Origin of the sequence: Serratia sp. T13T92 (assembly GCF_047530105.1) — a bacterium.
Classification (GTDB): Bacteria; Pseudomonadota; Gammaproteobacteria; order Enterobacterales; family Enterobacteriaceae; genus Chania; species Chania fonticola.
The window spans coordinates 38,495-53,712 of the sequence record NZ_JBLJAK010000015.1; the positions used below are offsets into that span (position 1 = coordinate 38,495).

12 protein-coding genes are annotated in these 15,218 nt (G+C 54.4%); 10 read left to right on the top strand and 2 right to left on the bottom strand.

Going from position 1 to position 15,218, the window contains the following annotated elements; genetic code table 11:
* Window positions 1–36: 36 nt before the first annotated feature.
* The 10 genes from lolA (at window position 37) to ACMV5I_RS15550 (ending at window position 12,758) form a co-directional block, all read left to right on the top strand.
* Window positions 37–648 (top strand): outer membrane lipoprotein chaperone LolA, encoded by a 612-nt coding sequence (gene lolA, locus ACMV5I_RS15505; RefSeq protein ID WP_024485997.1) that lies wholly within the window; start codon window positions 37–39, stop codon window positions 646–648.
* Window positions 649–655: 7 nt separating this feature from the next.
* A complete protein-coding gene (locus tag ACMV5I_RS15510; RefSeq protein ID WP_261461340.1) occupies window positions 656–1,999 on the top strand; it encodes a replication-associated recombination protein A in 1,344 nt (447 codons plus the stop codon).
* Between the two features lie 108 nt (window positions 2,000–2,107).
* Window positions 2,108–3,400, top strand: coding sequence for a serine--tRNA ligase (gene serS, locus ACMV5I_RS15515; RefSeq protein ID WP_046808139.1), 1,293 nt, complete (start codon window positions 2,108–2,110; stop codon window positions 3,398–3,400).
* A gap of 265 nt (window positions 3,401–3,665) precedes the next feature.
* Window positions 3,666–6,116, top strand: coding sequence for a selenate/tellurate reductase subunit YnfE (ynfE, locus tag ACMV5I_RS15520; protein ID WP_414824760.1), 2,451 nt, complete (start codon window positions 3,666–3,668; stop codon window positions 6,114–6,116).
* A gap of 211 nt (window positions 6,117–6,327) precedes the next feature.
* Window positions 6,328–8,778: a dimethylsulfoxide reductase subunit A gene (gene dmsA, locus ACMV5I_RS15525; protein ID WP_414824761.1), complete on the top strand. Its 2,451-nt coding sequence runs from the start codon at window positions 6,328–6,330 to the stop codon at window positions 8,776–8,778.
* Between the two features lie 10 nt (window positions 8,779–8,788).
* Complete coding sequence (locus ACMV5I_RS15530) at window positions 8,789–9,406, top strand: DMSO/selenate family reductase complex B subunit (protein ID WP_021804936.1); 618 nt, start codon at window positions 8,789–8,791, stop codon at window positions 9,404–9,406.
* Between the two features lies 1 nt (window position 9,407).
* Window positions 9,408–10,268: a DmsC/YnfH family molybdoenzyme membrane anchor subunit gene (locus ACMV5I_RS15535; RefSeq protein WP_046808140.1), complete on the top strand. Its 861-nt coding sequence runs from the start codon at window positions 9,408–9,410 to the stop codon at window positions 10,266–10,268.
* Between the two features lie 48 nt (window positions 10,269–10,316).
* Window positions 10,317–10,925 (top strand): Tat proofreading chaperone DmsD, encoded by a 609-nt coding sequence (gene dmsD / locus ACMV5I_RS15540; RefSeq protein WP_414824762.1) that lies wholly within the window; start codon window positions 10,317–10,319, stop codon window positions 10,923–10,925.
* Window positions 10,925–11,491, top strand: a complete 567-nt coding sequence (gene napF, locus ACMV5I_RS15545) for a ferredoxin-type protein NapF (RefSeq protein WP_414824763.1) — start codon at window positions 10,925–10,927, stop codon at window positions 11,489–11,491. The genes dmsD and napF overlap by 1 nt, the downstream gene beginning before the upstream one ends.
* Window positions 11,492–11,612: 121 nt before the next feature.
* Complete coding sequence (locus ACMV5I_RS15550) at window positions 11,613–12,758, top strand: MFS transporter (RefSeq protein ID WP_065685328.1); 1,146 nt, start codon at window positions 11,613–11,615, stop codon at window positions 12,756–12,758.
* A 33-nt stretch (window positions 12,759–12,791) separates the two neighbouring features.
* On the opposite strand, the gene ACMV5I_RS15555 is transcribed toward ACMV5I_RS15550, so the two are convergent.
* Together ACMV5I_RS15555 and ACMV5I_RS15560 are read right to left on the bottom strand one after the other, a co-directional pair.
* Window positions 12,792–14,291 (bottom strand): SulP family inorganic anion transporter, encoded by a 1,500-nt coding sequence (locus tag ACMV5I_RS15555; RefSeq protein ID WP_414824764.1) that lies wholly within the window; start codon window positions 14,289–14,291, stop codon window positions 12,792–12,794.
* A complete protein-coding gene (locus tag ACMV5I_RS15560; protein WP_414824765.1) occupies window positions 14,288–14,908 on the bottom strand; it encodes a carbonic anhydrase in 621 nt (206 codons plus the stop codon). The genes ACMV5I_RS15555 and ACMV5I_RS15560 overlap by 4 nt, the downstream gene beginning before the upstream one ends.
* Window positions 14,909–15,218 lie beyond the last annotated feature (310 nt).

The window sequence follows — 15,218 nt, forward strand, 5'->3', positions numbered from 1 at the left end:
TTTGCGGTAAACGCATTTCATAAGGTATCTGGAATAATGAAAAAACTGTTGATTGCCTGTTGTCTGCTTTCGGGATTCGCGTCTACTTCCGTGTTGGCGGATGCTGCGCAAGATTTGCAAAGTCGTCTGGCGAAAGTAAACAGTTTCCATGCCAGCTTCTCCCAATCGGTCACCAGTAGTGACGGTGCTGCAGTGCAGCAAGGGGAAGGCGAATTATGGGTAAAACGCCCTAATCTGTTTAACTGGCACATGACCTCTCCGGATGAGAGCGTGCTGGTTTCGGACGGCGAGACCCTGTGGTTCTACAACCCGTTCGTTGAGCAGGTGACGGCCACCTGGCTGAAGAACGCCACAGGCAATACGCCGTTTATGCTGATCACCCGTAACGATGCTAACGACTGGAAAAAGTACAACGTGAAGCAGAAGGGCGATGATTTCGAACTGACGCCAAAGGCCAGCAGCGGTAATCTGAAGCAGTTTGCCATCACCGTGACCAATAGCGGCACCATCAAAAGCTTTGCCGCGGTTGAGCAAGATGGCCAACGTAGCGCTTATCAGCTGAAGAGCCAGCAGAGCAGCAGCGTTGATGCTGCCAAATTCAAATTTACCCCACCGAAGGGGGTGACGCTGGACGACCAGCGCCAGTGAGGTCTACGTGAGCAACATGTCACTCGATTTTTCCCACAATGAGTTCCAGCCACTGGCCGCGCGTATGCGGCCAACCACGCTGGCGCAATACATTGGCCAGCAGCATTTGCTGGCCCCGGGCAAGCCGTTGCCACGCGCCATCGAGGCGGGGCAGTTGCACTCGATGATCCTGTGGGGGCCGCCGGGAACCGGGAAAACGACGCTGGCAGAGTTGATTGGTCGCTACGGTCGGGCCGATGTTGAGCGTATCTCAGCGGTAACCTCCGGCATCAAGGAGATCCGCGAAGCCATTGAGCGCGCCCGGCAAAACCGGGATGCAGGCCGCCGCACCATCCTGTTTGTTGACGAGGTCCACCGCTTCAATAAAAGCCAGCAGGATGCTTTCCTGCCACATATCGAAGACGGCACCATTACCTTTATCGGCGCCACCACGGAAAACCCCTCCTTTGAGCTGAACTCGGCGTTGCTGTCCCGCGCGCGGGTGTATCTACTCAAAGCGCTAACGGCGGACGACATCGGCCAGGTGCTGGATCAGGCGATGGAAGACAAGGCGCGTGGTTTTGGCGATCAAAACATTGAGCTGCCGCCGGAAACCAAGCGCATGCTGTCGGAACTGGTGGGTGGCGATGCTCGCCGCGCCTTGAACAGTCTAGAGATGATGGCCGATATGGCGGAAATCGACGGCAAAGGCATGCGGGTATTAACCCCGGAGTTGCTCAAAGAGGTCTCTGGTGAACGCAGTGCGCGTTTCGATAACAAAGGCGATCGCTATTACGATCTGATTTCAGCACTGCATAAATCCGTGCGTGGTTCGGCACCGGATGCCGCCTTGTACTGGTATGCGCGTATTATTACCGCCGGTGGCGATCCGCTGTATGTGGCGCGCCGCCTGCTGGCCATTGCCTCCGAAGACGTTGGCAACGCCGATCCACGCGGAATGCAGGTGGCCATTGCCGCCTGGGATTGCTTCACCCGCGTAGGCCCTGCGGAAGGGGAACGCGCTATCGCACAGGCGATCGTTTATCTGGCCTGTGCCCCCAAAAGCAACGCTGTGTATATCGCTTTTAAAGCCGCCATGCGTGATGCCAAAGAGATGGCAGACTATGACGTGCCGGAGCATCTGCGTAACGCACCGACCAAGCTGATGAAAGAAATGGGGCTGGGCGCAGAATACCGCTATGCCCATGACGAACCCAACGCCTACGCGGCCGGAGAGAGCTATTTCCCGGCGGAAATGGCCACCACGCGCTACTATCATCCAACCTCGCGCGGGCTGGAAGGTAAAATCGGTGAAAAGTTGGCATGGCTGGCTGAGCAGGATCAAAATAGCCAGACAAAACGCTACCGCTAGCGTTGCCGTTGCGGTAAGGTTAGCGGGTATCACACTTCTTTTATGCGGCTATACCATTGCGGCATAAAACATAATTTCTCTTTCAATAACAACAAGCACAGGATTAGCATGCTCGATCCCAATCTGCTGCGTAATGAGCTAGACGCAGTCGCCGTAAAACTGGCTCGCAGAGGCTTTAAACTCGATCTGGATCTGCTGCGTTCGCAAGAAGAGCGCCGTAAGGTTCTGCAGGTAGAAACTGAAACACTGCAGGCAGAACGTAACTCCCGATCGAAATCCATCGGCGCGGCCAAAGCGCGCGGTGAAGATATCGAGCCACTGCGTCGCGAAGTGAACGAACTGGGTGACAAGCTGGATGCTGCCAAGGCCGCACTGGATAAGCTGCAGAGCGAGATCCGTGATTACGCGTTGGTGATGCCAAACGTGCCGGATGACGCGGTGCCGGACGGTAAAGACGATAGCGAAAACCTGGAAATCTGCCGCTGGGGCGAACCGCGTCAGTACGATTTCCCGGTACGCGATCACGTTGAGCTGGGCGAAATGGCCGGTGGGCTAGACTTTGCCGCTGCGGTGAAACTGACCGGTGCGCGTTTTGTGGTGATGAAAGGCCAAATGGCTCGCATGCACCGTGCGTTGGCCCAGTTCATGCTGGATCTGCACACGGAACAGCACGGCTATCTGGAAACCTACGTGCCGTATCTGGTTAACCATGCCACGCTGTACGGTACGGGTCAGTTGCCGAAGTTTGGTGAAGATCTGTTCCATACCAAACCGCTGGAAGAAGAATCAGAAAGCAGCAACTACGCGCTGATCCCAACTGCGGAAGTGCCAGTCACCAACCTGGTGCGTGACGAGATCCTCGATGAAGAAGATCTGCCGCTGAAGATGACCGCACATACGCCATGCTTCCGTTCAGAAGCCGGTTCTTACGGGCGTGACACCCGTGGCCTGATCCGTATGCACCAGTTCGACAAGGTCGAAATGGTCCAGATCGTGCGCCCAGAAGACTCGATGAATGCGCTGGAAGAGTTGACCGGCCATGCGGAGAAAGTGCTGCAACTGCTGAACCTGCCATATCGTAAAGTGCTGCTGTGCACCGGTGATATCGGTTTTGGTTCCTGCAAAACCTACGATCTGGAAGTGTGGCTGCCTGCGCAGAACACCTATCGTGAGATCTCTTCCTGCTCCAATATGGGAGATTTCCAGGCACGTCGTATGCAGGCTCGTTGCCGCAGCAAAACCGAGAAAAAGCCACGCCTGGTGCACACGCTGAACGGCTCTGGCTTGGCCGTAGGCCGTACTCTGGTTGCCGTGCTGGAAAACTACCAGCAGGCCGATGGCCGTATTCAGGTGCCAGAAGCGTTGCGTCCTTACATGGGCGGCCTGGAATATATCGGTTAATCCACCCCCCACGGTGGTAGCGAAATGTTATATCGAAAGCGCCTACGGGCGCTTTTTTTTCGTGTGAATAATTTTCATTTACGAATGAAAGCCACATTTATTGATAGCAGACAAAGTTTATTACCTCCTTGTGAGTAATATCCTTACCCATGGAGGGGGAATTATTTTTCCACATCAAACCACCCAGCGCTAATTCAGCTTCCTCCTGTCTCTGCCGACCAAGGCATGACTTTTCCCGTTGTTCGGGCAAGACCTGGAGTGAGCTATGTCGAAGCAAAAATCTGCAACATCATCCAACGGTATCAGCCGCCGTACGCTAATGAAATCCGGCACGGTAGCGGGCTTGACCCTGGTCGCTGGCGGTTTTTCGTTGCCTTTTAGTCGCCATGCAGTGGCAGAAACGGTCGACACCGCGGTGCAACCCGCACCGCAGGATAAAGTGGTGTGGGGAGCCTGCTCGGTTAACTGTGGCAGCCGCTGCGCCTTGCGGTTACACGTACGCGATGACGAAGTTTACTGGGTTGAAACCGACAACACGGGCGACGATGTTTATGGCAACCATCAGGTGCGCGCCTGTCTGCGTGGCCGCTCCATGCGCCGGCGCATGAACCATCCGGAACGCTTGAATTACCCGATGAAACGCGTCGGCAAACGTGGCGAAGGTAAATTCAAACGCATCAGTTGGGAAGAGGCTTACAGCGAAATTGCCGCCAGCCTGCAACGCATCGTCGCCAAATACGGCAATGAAGCCGTTTACATCAACTATACCTCTGGCATTGTCGGCGGCAATATTACCCGTTCTTCGCCTTATGCCTCGCTGGTTGCCCGCCTGATGAACTGCTACGGTGGTTTTCTCAGCCACTATGGCACCTACAGCACCGCCCAGATCGCCTGCGCCATGCCTTATACCTACGGCAGCAATGAAGGTAACAGCACCTCTGATATTGAAAACAGCAAGCTGGTGGTGCTGTTCGGCAACAATCCAGCGGAAACCCGCATGAGCGGCGGTGGCATCACCTACTTCCTGGAGCAGGCTCGGGAACGTTCTAACGCGCGCATGATCGTCATCGATCCGCGTTATACGGATACGGCCGCTGGTCGGGAAGATGAGTGGATCCCGATCCGGCCAGGCACTGATGCCGCTCTGGTCGCCGGATTGGCGCACGTATTGATCAGCGAAGATTTGGTCGACCAACCGTTCCTGGATAACTACTGCGTGGGTTACGATGAGAAAACCTTACCTGCCGGTGCACCAGCCAACAGCCACTACAAGGCTTATATCCTGGGGCAGGGCGAGGACGGCGTTGAGAAGACTCCACAGTGGGCATCGCAGATCACCGGCATTCCGGCCGAGCGTATCATCAAGCTGGCACGTGAAATTGGCAGTGCCAAACCGGCCTATATCTCCCAAGGTTGGGGGCCACAGCGCCAGGCAAATGGTGAGCTCACCTCGCGGGCCATTGCCATGCTGCCGATCCTGACCGGCAACGTGGGGATCAACGGCGGTAACAGCGGCGCGCGTGAATCAACCTACACCATCACCATTGAACGGATGCCGGTGCTGGAAAATCCGGTAAAAACGCAGATTTCCTGCTTCAGCTGGACCGATGCCATCGCCCGCGGCCCGGAAATGACCGCCAAACATGATGGGGTACGCGGCAAAGACAAGTTGGACGTGCCGATCAAGTTCATCTGGAACTATGCCGGTAATACCATTACCAACCAGCACTCCGATATCAACAAAACCCACGACATTCTGCAGGATGACTCCCAGTGTGAAATGATCGTGGTGCTGGAAAACTTTATGACCTCCTCGGCGAAATACGCCGATATTCTGCTGCCGGACCTGATGACGGTCGAGCAGGAGGACATCATCCCAAACGACTACGCTGGCAATATGGGTTACCTGATCTTTATCCAGCCAGCCACCTCTGCCAAGTTTGAACGTAAACCCATCTATGAAGTGATGAGCGAGGTGGCGCGCCGCCTTGGGCCTGAGGTGCACCAAAAATTCACCGAAGGGCGTACTCAGGAGCAGTGGCTGCAATACCTTTACGCCAAGATGTTGGCAAAGGACCCGCAGTTGCCCTCGTATGAAGCCTTGCGCAGCATGGGGATATACAAGCGTAAAGACCCTAATGGGCACTTTGTGGCCTATAAAAAATTCCGGGACGATCCCGCAGCCAACCCGTTGAAAACGCCTTCAGGCAAGATTGAGATCTATTCGGCCAAGTTGGCAGAGATTGCCAACAGTTGGGAGTTGGAGAAGGACGAAACCATCAGCCCGCTGCCGGTCTACGCCTCAACCTTTGAAGGTTGGGATGATCCGTTGCGTAACACCTACCCGCTGCAAATGTTCGGTTTCCACTATAAGGCCCGGACCCACTCCAGCTACGGCAATATCGATGTGCTGCAGGCGGCTTGCCCGCAGGAAGTCTGGATCAATCCGCTGGATGCCAGCCAGCGCGGCATTGCCAGCGGTGAAACGGTGCGGGTATTCAATGGCCGTGGCGAAGTTCGCGTGGCCGCCAAGGTGACACCGCGCATCATGCCGGGCGTGGTAGCTATGGGGCAGGGAGCCTGGCATCAGGCCAACATGAACGGCGACCGTATCGATCACGGTGCCTGCATGAATACGCTCACCACCCACCGGCCATCGCCGCTGGCGAAAGGTAACCCGCAGCATACCAATCTGATAGAGATCGAAAAGGTATGAAATAATAATCATTATCAATAATGGCAGTGATATCAACTATTTATTGATTGTGAACAAGGTGGAACTACCTATTTAGGAGGATAGTTCCACCTAGAGCAGGTCAAAATAAAAAAACCATTACCTGCCATTTTAAAACCGATCTGCGTAGTTGATTGCAGATTTTCCTGTAGCCATACCCCTGGCTGATTGAAGCAACCCAGAGCGAAATATTATGAGCGAGTCCCCCAAAAAACCTCTAACCGGCTTTCAGTGTTCCAGGCGAAAGCTGGTCAAAAACAGTGCCATTGGCGGGCTTGCCCTTGCCGTTGGTGGCGTTTCCCTACCTTTCAGCCGTCGTGCCAGCGCTGAAACCTCCCCGACATCCGCCCTTGCTAAACCAGAAGAAAAAGTGGTGTGGAGCGCGTGTACGGTAAACTGCGGTAGCCGTTGCCCGCTGCGGATGCATGTGGTCGACGGTATGATCAAATATGTCGAAACGGATAATACAGGCAACGACGAGTACCAAGAGTTGCATCAGGTTCGTGCCTGCCTGCGTGGGCGTTCAATGCGCCGCCGCGTGTATAACCCGGACCGCCTGAAGTACCCCATGCTGCGCGTGGGCAAGCGGGGCGAAGGAAAATTCAAGCAGATAAGCTGGGATGAAGCCTACACGCTGATCGCTGACAACATGAAGCGCATCATCAAAGACTATGGCAATGAAGCCATCTATTTGAACTACGGCACCGGCACCTTGGGGGGCACTGTCACCCGCTCCTGGCCACCGGGTTCTACGTTGATCGCGCGCCTGATGAACTGCTGCGGCGGCTATCTGAACCACTATGGTGACTACAGCACCGCGCAGATCGCCATGGGGCTGAATTATACCTACGGCGGTTGGGCTGACGGTAACAGCCCGACGGACATCGAAAACAGCAAGCTGGTGGTGCTGTTCGGCAACAACCCTGGCGAAACCCGCATGAGCGGCGGCGGGGTCACCTACCTGCTGGAGCAGGCGCGTGAGCGTTCGAATGCGCGCATGATTGTGATCGATCCGCGCTACACCGATACCGCTGCCGGTAGGGAAGACGAGTGGATCCCCATTCGCCCTGGCACCGATGCGGCACTGGCTGCCGGGTTGGCGCATGTGTTAATCAGCGAGAACTTGGTCGATCAGCCGTTCCTGGATAAATACTGCGTGGGTTACGACGAAAAAACCTTACCTGCGGGGGCTCCAGCTAATGGGCACTATAAGGCTTATATCCTGGGCCAAGGTGACGACGGCATTGAGAAAACGCCTGCCTGGGCCTCAAAAATTACCGGTATCCCGGCCGACCGCATCGTCAAACTGGCGCGCGAAATAGGCAGTACCAAACCTGCGTTCATTTCCCAAGGTTGGGGGCCGCAACGCCATGCCAACGGTGAATTGACCTCACGTGCCATCGCCATGTTGCCGATCCTCACCGGTAACGTCGGGATCCATGGCGGTAACACGGGGGCGCGCGAAGGCTCCTACGGCCTGCCGTTTGTTCGGATGCCGACTTTGGAGAATCCGGTTAAAACCAGCATCTCCATGTTCATGTGGACCGATGCCATTCTGCGTGGGCCGGAAATGACCGCCAAGCGTGACGGCGTGCAGGGCAAAGACAAGCTGGACGTGCCGATCAAGTTTATCTGGAACTATGCCAGTAACTGCCTGATTAATCAGCACTCAGAAATCAACCGTACCCATGACATTCTGCAAGACGAGAAGAAGTGCGAGATGATCGTGGTGATCGATAACCACATGACCTCGTCGGCGAAATATGCCGATCTGGTGCTGCCAGATTGCACCGCCTCTGAGCAGATGGATTTCTGTCTGGATGCCTCAAGCGGCAATATGGGCTACGTCATCTTCGCCGATCAGGCGATCAAGCCGCAGTTTGAATGTAAGAACATTTATGAAATGACTAGCGAGATCGCCCGGCGTATGGGGGTTGAGCAGGTCTTCACTGAGGGGCGGACTCAGGAAGAGTGGTTGCGTCACCTTTATCAGCAATCCCGCGAAGCCATTCCGGCGCTACCGGAGTTTGAACAGTTCCTCAAGCAAGGGATCTTCAAGCAGCGCGATCCCGATGGTCACCATGTGGCTTACAAAGCATTCCGGGCCGATCCGCAGGCTAATCCACTGAAAACACCTTCAGGCAAGATCGAGATCTATTCTGCCCAACTGGCGGAACTGGCAGCGACTTGGGAATTATCCAAGGACGACGTTATCGACCCGCTGCCGGTGTATGCGGCCGGTTTCGAAAGCCTCGACGATCCGTTAAGCGGCAAGTATCCATTGCAGATGACCGGTTTCCACTACAAGGCCAGAACCCACTCCACCTACGGCAACGTAGACGTGCTGAAGGCCGCTTGCCGCCAGGAGATGTGGATCAACCCGATCGATGCGCAATCCCGCGGCATAGCCAACGGGGACCTGATCCGTATTTTCAACGACCGTGGTGAGGTACGCATTAATGCCAAGGTGACGCCGCGCATGTTGCCAGGGGTGGTCGCTATGGGTGAAGGAGCCTGGTATGCGCCAGATGGTAGCCGTATCGATCATGCTGGCAGTATCAACGTCTTGACCACCCAGCGCCCGTCGCCGTTGGCCAAGGGCAATCCTTCTCACACCAATCTGGTCCAGGTCGCCAAACTTTAAGGAGTAGCTGATGACTACGCAATATGGATTCTACATTGATTCAAGTCGTTGCACCGGCTGCAAAACCTGCGAGCTGGCCTGCAAAGACTATAAAAACCTGACCCCGGACGTCAGCTTCCGCCGCATCTATGAGTATGCCGGGGGCGACTGGCAGCAGGACGGCGATAGCTGGCACCAGAACGTGTTTGCCTATTACCTGTCAATCGCCTGTAACCACTGCGAAGACCCGGCCTGCACCAAAGTGTGCCCAAGCGGCGCCATGCACAAGCGGGAAGACGGCTTTGTGGTGGTGAACGAAGAGATATGTATCGGTTGCCGCTACTGCCATATGGCTTGCCCATACGGCGCACCGCAGTACAACGAAGCGAAAGGCCACATGACCAAGTGCGATGGCTGCTATGAGCGCGTCGCCGTTGGCCAAAAGCCGATTTGTGTCGAGTCCTGCCCGCTGCGTGCACTGGACTTTGGCCCGATCGACGAACTGCGTAAACAACATGGCACCCTGGCGCAAGTGGCACCGTTACCGGCCGCGCATTTCACCAAACCGTGCATCGTACTGAAACCTAACGCCAACAGCCGCCCGAGTGGTGACACTACCGGCCATCTGGCTAATCCGAAGGAGGTTTAAAATGGGAACGGGATGGCATGAATGGCCGCTGATGGTGTTCACCGTATTAGGGCAGTTTGTGGTGGGCGGCGTCATCGTAATGGGGCTGGCGTTGATCGCCGGTAATCTGACCGATCGCCAGAGCAAGGCGGTCCACGGTTCTATGTTTTTCCTGTGGTTGCTGATGGGGATTGCCTTTATCGCCTCCGTGATGCACCTGGGGACGCCGATCAGGGCCTTTAACTCGCTCAATCGCATCGGTGAGTCGGCGTTGAGTAATGAAATCGCCAGCGGTTCGGTGTTTTTTGCGGTTGGTGGCCTCTATTGGCTGCTGGCCGTGTTGAAAAAAATGCCGCCGGCGCTGGGTAAAGCCTGGCTGGTGCTCACCATGGTGCTAGGCCTGCTGTTTGTCTACGCCATGACGCGTGTCTACCAGATCGATACCGTACCGACCTGGCATAACGGTTACACCACGCTTAATTTCTTCCTGTCGGTGTTTATTGGCGGGCCGCTGTTGGGTGTGTTGCTGCTGCGGGCCGCCGGTCTGCAAGTGGCTGGCCGTGGTCAACTGATGATGATCAGCGTGCTGGCGCTGCTGCTTAGCCTGTGCTCGGCGCTGTTGCAGGGCAGTGAGTTGGCCACTATCAGCAGCTCGGTACAGCAGGCGTCGGCACTGATCCCGGAATATGGCCAACTGATGGTATGGCGGCTGGTATTGCTGGTTCTCGGCCTGGGTTGCTGGATTTGCCCGCAGTTGCGCCGTGGTAACGCCAGTGTGATGGGGTTGACCTTGGGCTTTGTGTTAGTCTTTGCCGGTGAGTTGATTGGCCGTGGCGTGTTCTACGGCCTGCATATGACCGTTGGCATGGCCGTGGCTGGCTAACGTTAATCTGGGCGCGGCCTGGCTGCGCCCCTGGAGAAGCCCCAAGTTATGATGCTTGAAAAAATTGCCCTGACTGGCCGTGTGCTAGGTGTTTTATTGTATGCCCCACCGGAGAGCAAAGAGTGCCAGCCTTTACTGGATTCTCTGGCCGACCCGCAGTGGTTGACCGAATGGCCTTATGAAGGCGTGCAAGAGGCAGCAGCCCTGATTGCCGAAGGTTTGACTGGAAACCAGCCAGAGACGCTGTCAGAAGCTTATCAACGCCTGTTTGTTGGCCCACATACGCTGGTTGCTCCTCCTTGGGGATCGGTCTACCTGGATAGAGAGAGCGTGCTGTTTGGTGATTCGACGCTGCGCCTGCGCCAATGGCTGCGGGTGAACGGTATCGAAGCCCAGCGCAACCAGAATGAGCCGGAAGACCATATTGGCACTTTGCTGATGATGGCGGCCTGGTTGGCCGAAGAGAAGCAGCACAAAATGATTTCCGGGCTGATTGCGCTGCACATTCTGCCGTGGGCACCGCGTTATCTGGAGCTGCTGCAGCAACATGCCGGACATCCGTTCTATCAAGGTGTGGCTCAGTTGGCACAAATCACGTTGGCTGCCTGGGCGGAAGAGTGCCCGTCACCGGTGCCGAGCCTGGAGCTGTATTTCTAATGAACAACAACCAGCAACTGTCTGCGCAAGGCAATAGCCGCCGCCGGTTGCTGACTGGTTGGCTGGATCGTAATAAAGCCTTGCCGGAACAGGATACGTCCTCTGTGACATTGCCTGCGGTGGCTCGTCCACCTCAGGCTTTGCCGGAGGCGTTGTTCAGCGCGTTGTGCAACGGCTGTGGCGGCTGCGTGAGCAGTTGCCCGTACGGTTTATTGAGCCTCGAGCAAAACAAGCCGGTATTGAGCATCGATTTCACCGAGTGTGATGTTTGCCGCAAATGCACCACCGCCTGCCAAACCGGGGCGCTGCGTGACAAAATGCCCTGCGACACGCTGCTGCGCCCGCAAATCAGCCATAGCTGCCTGGGGCGGCAAGACAGCTGCCGGATGTGTACCATCAACTGCCCGCAACAGGCTTTATCCTTCCAGCTTTCTGAAAACGGAGCCCGCCAATTGCAGTGTGACGACACGCTGTGTAATGGTTGCGGACTGTGCAAGCTTTCCTGCTTTCATGGGCATATTTCCCTGGCCGCCTCGGGTGAAAAATCGTTGCCGGAACAGCTATAAAGCCACTTTTAACCCGTTGTTAAACATATTGTGCGATCGCCCGTTAACCGCCGATTGACTTTTTTATCGCCAGTGGCATGATGCGCGCACTCTACTCTGTCTGTTCGGTTTCAATTTCACTATGTCCGCATATTCTCGCCCAGTGCTTATGTTGCTCTGTGGCCTATTGCTGCTTACGGTTTCCATCGCCGTTTTGAACACTTTGGTTCCCCTCTGGTTAACGCATGCTCAATTGCCAACCTGGCAAGTGGGGGTGGTCAGTTCGTCTTATTTTACCGGTAACCTGTTGGGAACGCTGGTGGCGGGCAAACTGATCAAGCGGATTGGCTTTACCCGCAGCTATCATCTCGCCTGTCTGGTCTTTGCCTTCGCTACCGTGGGTATGGTGCTGTCGCTGGACTTTTGGAGTTGGATCGGCTGGCGCTTCTTTGCCGGGGTAGGCTGTGCCTGGATTTGGGTGATCGTTGAAAGCGCACTGTTGCGCAGCGGTAATCTGAGTAACCGTGGCCAATTGTTGGCGGCGTATATGATAGTTTACTACCTCGGTACGGTTGCGGGGCAGTTGCTGTTAAGCAGTGTTTCAACCCAACTGCTGGATGTGGTGCCGTGGGTGACCGCCGTTGTGATGGCCGCTATGTTGCCGATGCTGTTTGCGCGGGTTAATAACCAAGATGACGAGCCGCAGCAGGCCTCTATCTGGCAGATGTTTAAGCGTCGTGACGCCCGGTTGGGCATCAACGGCTGTATTATCTCGGGGATTGTGCTGGGCTCGCTGTACGGCCTGATGCCGCTGTATTTAAACCATCAGGGGATGAGTGATGCCAACGTGGGTTACTGGATGGCGCTGCTGGTCAGTTCCGGCATCGTGGGTCAGTGGCCGATAGGGCGCCTGGCCGATCGCTATGGTCGCCTGTTGGTGCTGCGCATTCAGGTGTTCGTGGTGATCCTTGCCAGCATCGCAATGCTGGGTAACTATGCGATGGCTCCGGCGCTGTTTATTCTGGGCTGTGCTGGCTTTACCTTATACCCGGTGGCGATGTCCTGGGCCTGCGAAAAGGTGCTGCCGCATCAGTTGGTGGCGATGAACCAGACATTGTTGATGAGCTATACCGTTGGCAGCTTGCTAGGCCCATCGATGACGTCGATGCTGATGCAGAGCTACTCCGATCGGCTGCTGTTTGTGATGATTGCGGTAGTGGCGCTGGTCTATCTGGTGATGCTGCTGAAGAAACCGGACCATCACCACACCCCGTTAGCTGCGGCCTGAACATGAAAAACCGATCTTTCGAGTGACAGGCAATTAATTGATATTGCGTACCAAGATATTTTCCGATAAGTGCAGGCTAATGTTTATCCCTCTTTTAGCTGCACTATATCGGTACTCATTGAGCATTTCGCGAATATCGTCATCCAGATAGTCGATGCCTTCACAATCTATGATCACTTCGCTATCCGGCTTAATTTGTCCCAATAAATGTTTTAATCGCATCTTGTTCAGAAAGGTCAGGTTTTGCTGACATTTGATTAAGTAGTGATTGTCGTAATGCGTCAACCGTAGGGCGTTGCGATTGCTTTGGTACAAACTTCCCACCAGTTGTACACCTAGTCCAAGGGCGATCCCTTCTAACATACCGAGAAATAAAATACCGAACAGGGTGGCGGTGAAGGGGATAAATTGTTGTAGGCCTTGCCGCCATAGCAATAAGATAATTTTTGGATGTGCCAGCTTAAAGCCAGTATAAATCAAAATTGCCGCTAAACTCGCCAAGGGAATATTGTTAAGTAAATCTGTAAATATCACCGCACTGAGCAGTAATAATAGCCCATGGATGAGGATCGACAGACGGCTGCGCGCGCCAGCCTGCACGTTGGCAGAGCTTCTTACGATCACAGAGGTGATAGGTAAGCCCCCTATCAGGCCACTTAGCATATTACCGGCCCCTTGCGCACGCAGCTCTTTATCGGCACTCGGTTCTGGCGTCATGGGGGCAATTTTCTTCAACGCCTCCTGACTGAGCAGCGTTTCCAAACTGCCGACGATGGCAATAGTCATTGCTATCACATAGACCGCTGGATTACGCCAAGCTTGCCAGTTAGGAAAAGAGAGTTGAGATTGTAATGCTTCCACACTTGTCAGCGCAGGCAATTCAATGCGTGCCAGGTTTGCCAGCCCGGGTGACAAAAGCTCTGCGAGCCAGACAAATAAACATCCCCATAAAACGGCAATCAGAGGGCCCGGTAATGCGGAAAGCCGCAGGCGCTGCTTAACAGAAGAGCTCCCCCAGAATTTGATAAGCAGTAGCGCCCCGATGCTGACTATTATGGCTGCCGGGGTAATGTCTGCCTGTAGTTGCTGCAAAGTGATTTCTTCGCTAAGCCCATGACCTACAGGGTATCCCATAGCCAGTGGCAATTGCTGTAAAATAAGCAGGATGCCAATACCTGCCAACATACCGTGGATCACCGCACTGGGGATCAGTGTCGCCAATTTGCCACTGCGTAGCATTCCAAAGACAAATTGAAATATTCCTGACAGTAGCAACGCGAACAAGAAGGTTGGAAAATCGCCCAAAGAAACGATTGCGCTGGTAACAATAGTGACCAACCCGGCCGCAGGACCGCTAACGGAAAAAGGGGAAGGGCTGAGTAGTGTGACAAGGAGCCCGCCGATGATCCCAGTCAGTAACCCCACGAAGGGGGGAACTCCACTGGCTTGAGCGATCCCCAGACACAGTGGCAGAGCGACCAGGAATACGACTAATCCAGCCGGAAGATCAAAGCGAAAATTAGCGTATCTCATGGCACTTCTCCGTCGTCGGGGTATTGCGCCAGTATATTAAGGAATCCCGTGTGCATATCGTAAATACAGCCGAATAGCGTCAATGCTTTATTCTGTTGCCAGGCTCTCTGGATTATGGCGGTTTTACTGAGCTTATTCAGTTGTACCTGTACGTTGGCATACACGGCCTTTTTCAAATGCTCAGTTTCTTCATTTTCGGGAGGTTTTAGAGTGACTAGATGGGGGGCCAGAGAGAAGCGCAGAGATGCAAGACGGCGTGTTAATGAGTCTTTTACTGGAACATTTTGGATACTTAAAGCTGACTGGATCCCACCGCAACCGTAATGCCCGCAAATGACGATGCTGCTTACACCAAGATGTTCCACGGCGTATTGCACCACACTCATCAAATTATCATCTTGTTCTTCGACCATATTGGCAATATTACGATGGACAAATAGCTCGCCGGGTTGTGCACGCACGATAGTTTCAGCAGGGACTCGACTGTCAGAACAGCCGATCCATAGAATTTCAGGGTGCTGAGATTTTGCAAGCTGTGAGAAGTAACTCGGGTCCCGCCATTGCTGTTCTGTTGCCCAGCTACGGTTTCTTACTAATAGATGATTCAAGGAGTTCATAACATGTCCCTTTGTTGGTATTAATCGGCCATGACCAGCCGTTGTAGAATTCATCGCTGACGCGTAAACCACCCTGATTTCTACCAGCATTGCTGATGTTTGGCTTGAGCGACGCAGTTATACTAAGCAGGTAATATGTAAATTTATTTTATGAATAAGTAAAGATGGGTGGGGGGAATGTAATTTAATCTATGCGGGAGTCAAACCGTGGCGGGTAAGTGAGTAAGGTAATTATCTGTATTTGTTATAATAATCGATATTTAAGTTTGGTTAATATTTAATAGACCGTCATCTCCCCTGCAATCACCGT

Bases quoted from the DNA above. Each gene is read 5' to 3' on its own strand.
- dmsA (WP_414824761.1), top strand. From the start codon at position 6,328: ATGAGCGAGTCCCCCAAAAAACCTCTAACCGGCTTTCAGTGTTCCAGG.
- ACMV5I_RS15530 (WP_021804936.1), top strand. From the start codon at position 8,789: ATGACTACGCAATATGGATTCTACATTGATTCAAGTCGTTGCACCGGC.
- ACMV5I_RS15555 (WP_414824764.1), bottom strand. From the start codon at position 14,291: ATGAGATACGCTAATTTTCGCTTTGATCTTCCGGCTGGATTAGTCGTA.
- dmsD (WP_414824762.1), top strand. From the start codon at position 10,317: ATGATGCTTGAAAAAATTGCCCTGACTGGCCGTGTGCTAGGTGTTTTA.
- ynfE (WP_414824760.1), top strand. From the start codon at position 3,666: ATGTCGAAGCAAAAATCTGCAACATCATCCAACGGTATCAGCCGCCGT.
- ACMV5I_RS15560 (WP_414824765.1), bottom strand. From the start codon at position 14,908: ATGAACTCCTTGAATCATCTATTAGTAAGAAACCGTAGCTGGGCAACA.
- napF (WP_414824763.1), top strand. From the start codon at position 10,925: ATGAACAACAACCAGCAACTGTCTGCGCAAGGCAATAGCCGCCGCCGG.
- lolA (WP_024485997.1), top strand. From the start codon at position 37: ATGAAAAAACTGTTGATTGCCTGTTGTCTGCTTTCGGGATTCGCGTCT.
- serS (WP_046808139.1), top strand. From the start codon at position 2,108: ATGCTCGATCCCAATCTGCTGCGTAATGAGCTAGACGCAGTCGCCGTA.
- ACMV5I_RS15535 (WP_046808140.1), top strand. From the start codon at position 9,408: ATGGGAACGGGATGGCATGAATGGCCGCTGATGGTGTTCACCGTATTA.
- ACMV5I_RS15550 (WP_065685328.1), top strand. From the start codon at position 11,613: ATGTCCGCATATTCTCGCCCAGTGCTTATGTTGCTCTGTGGCCTATTG.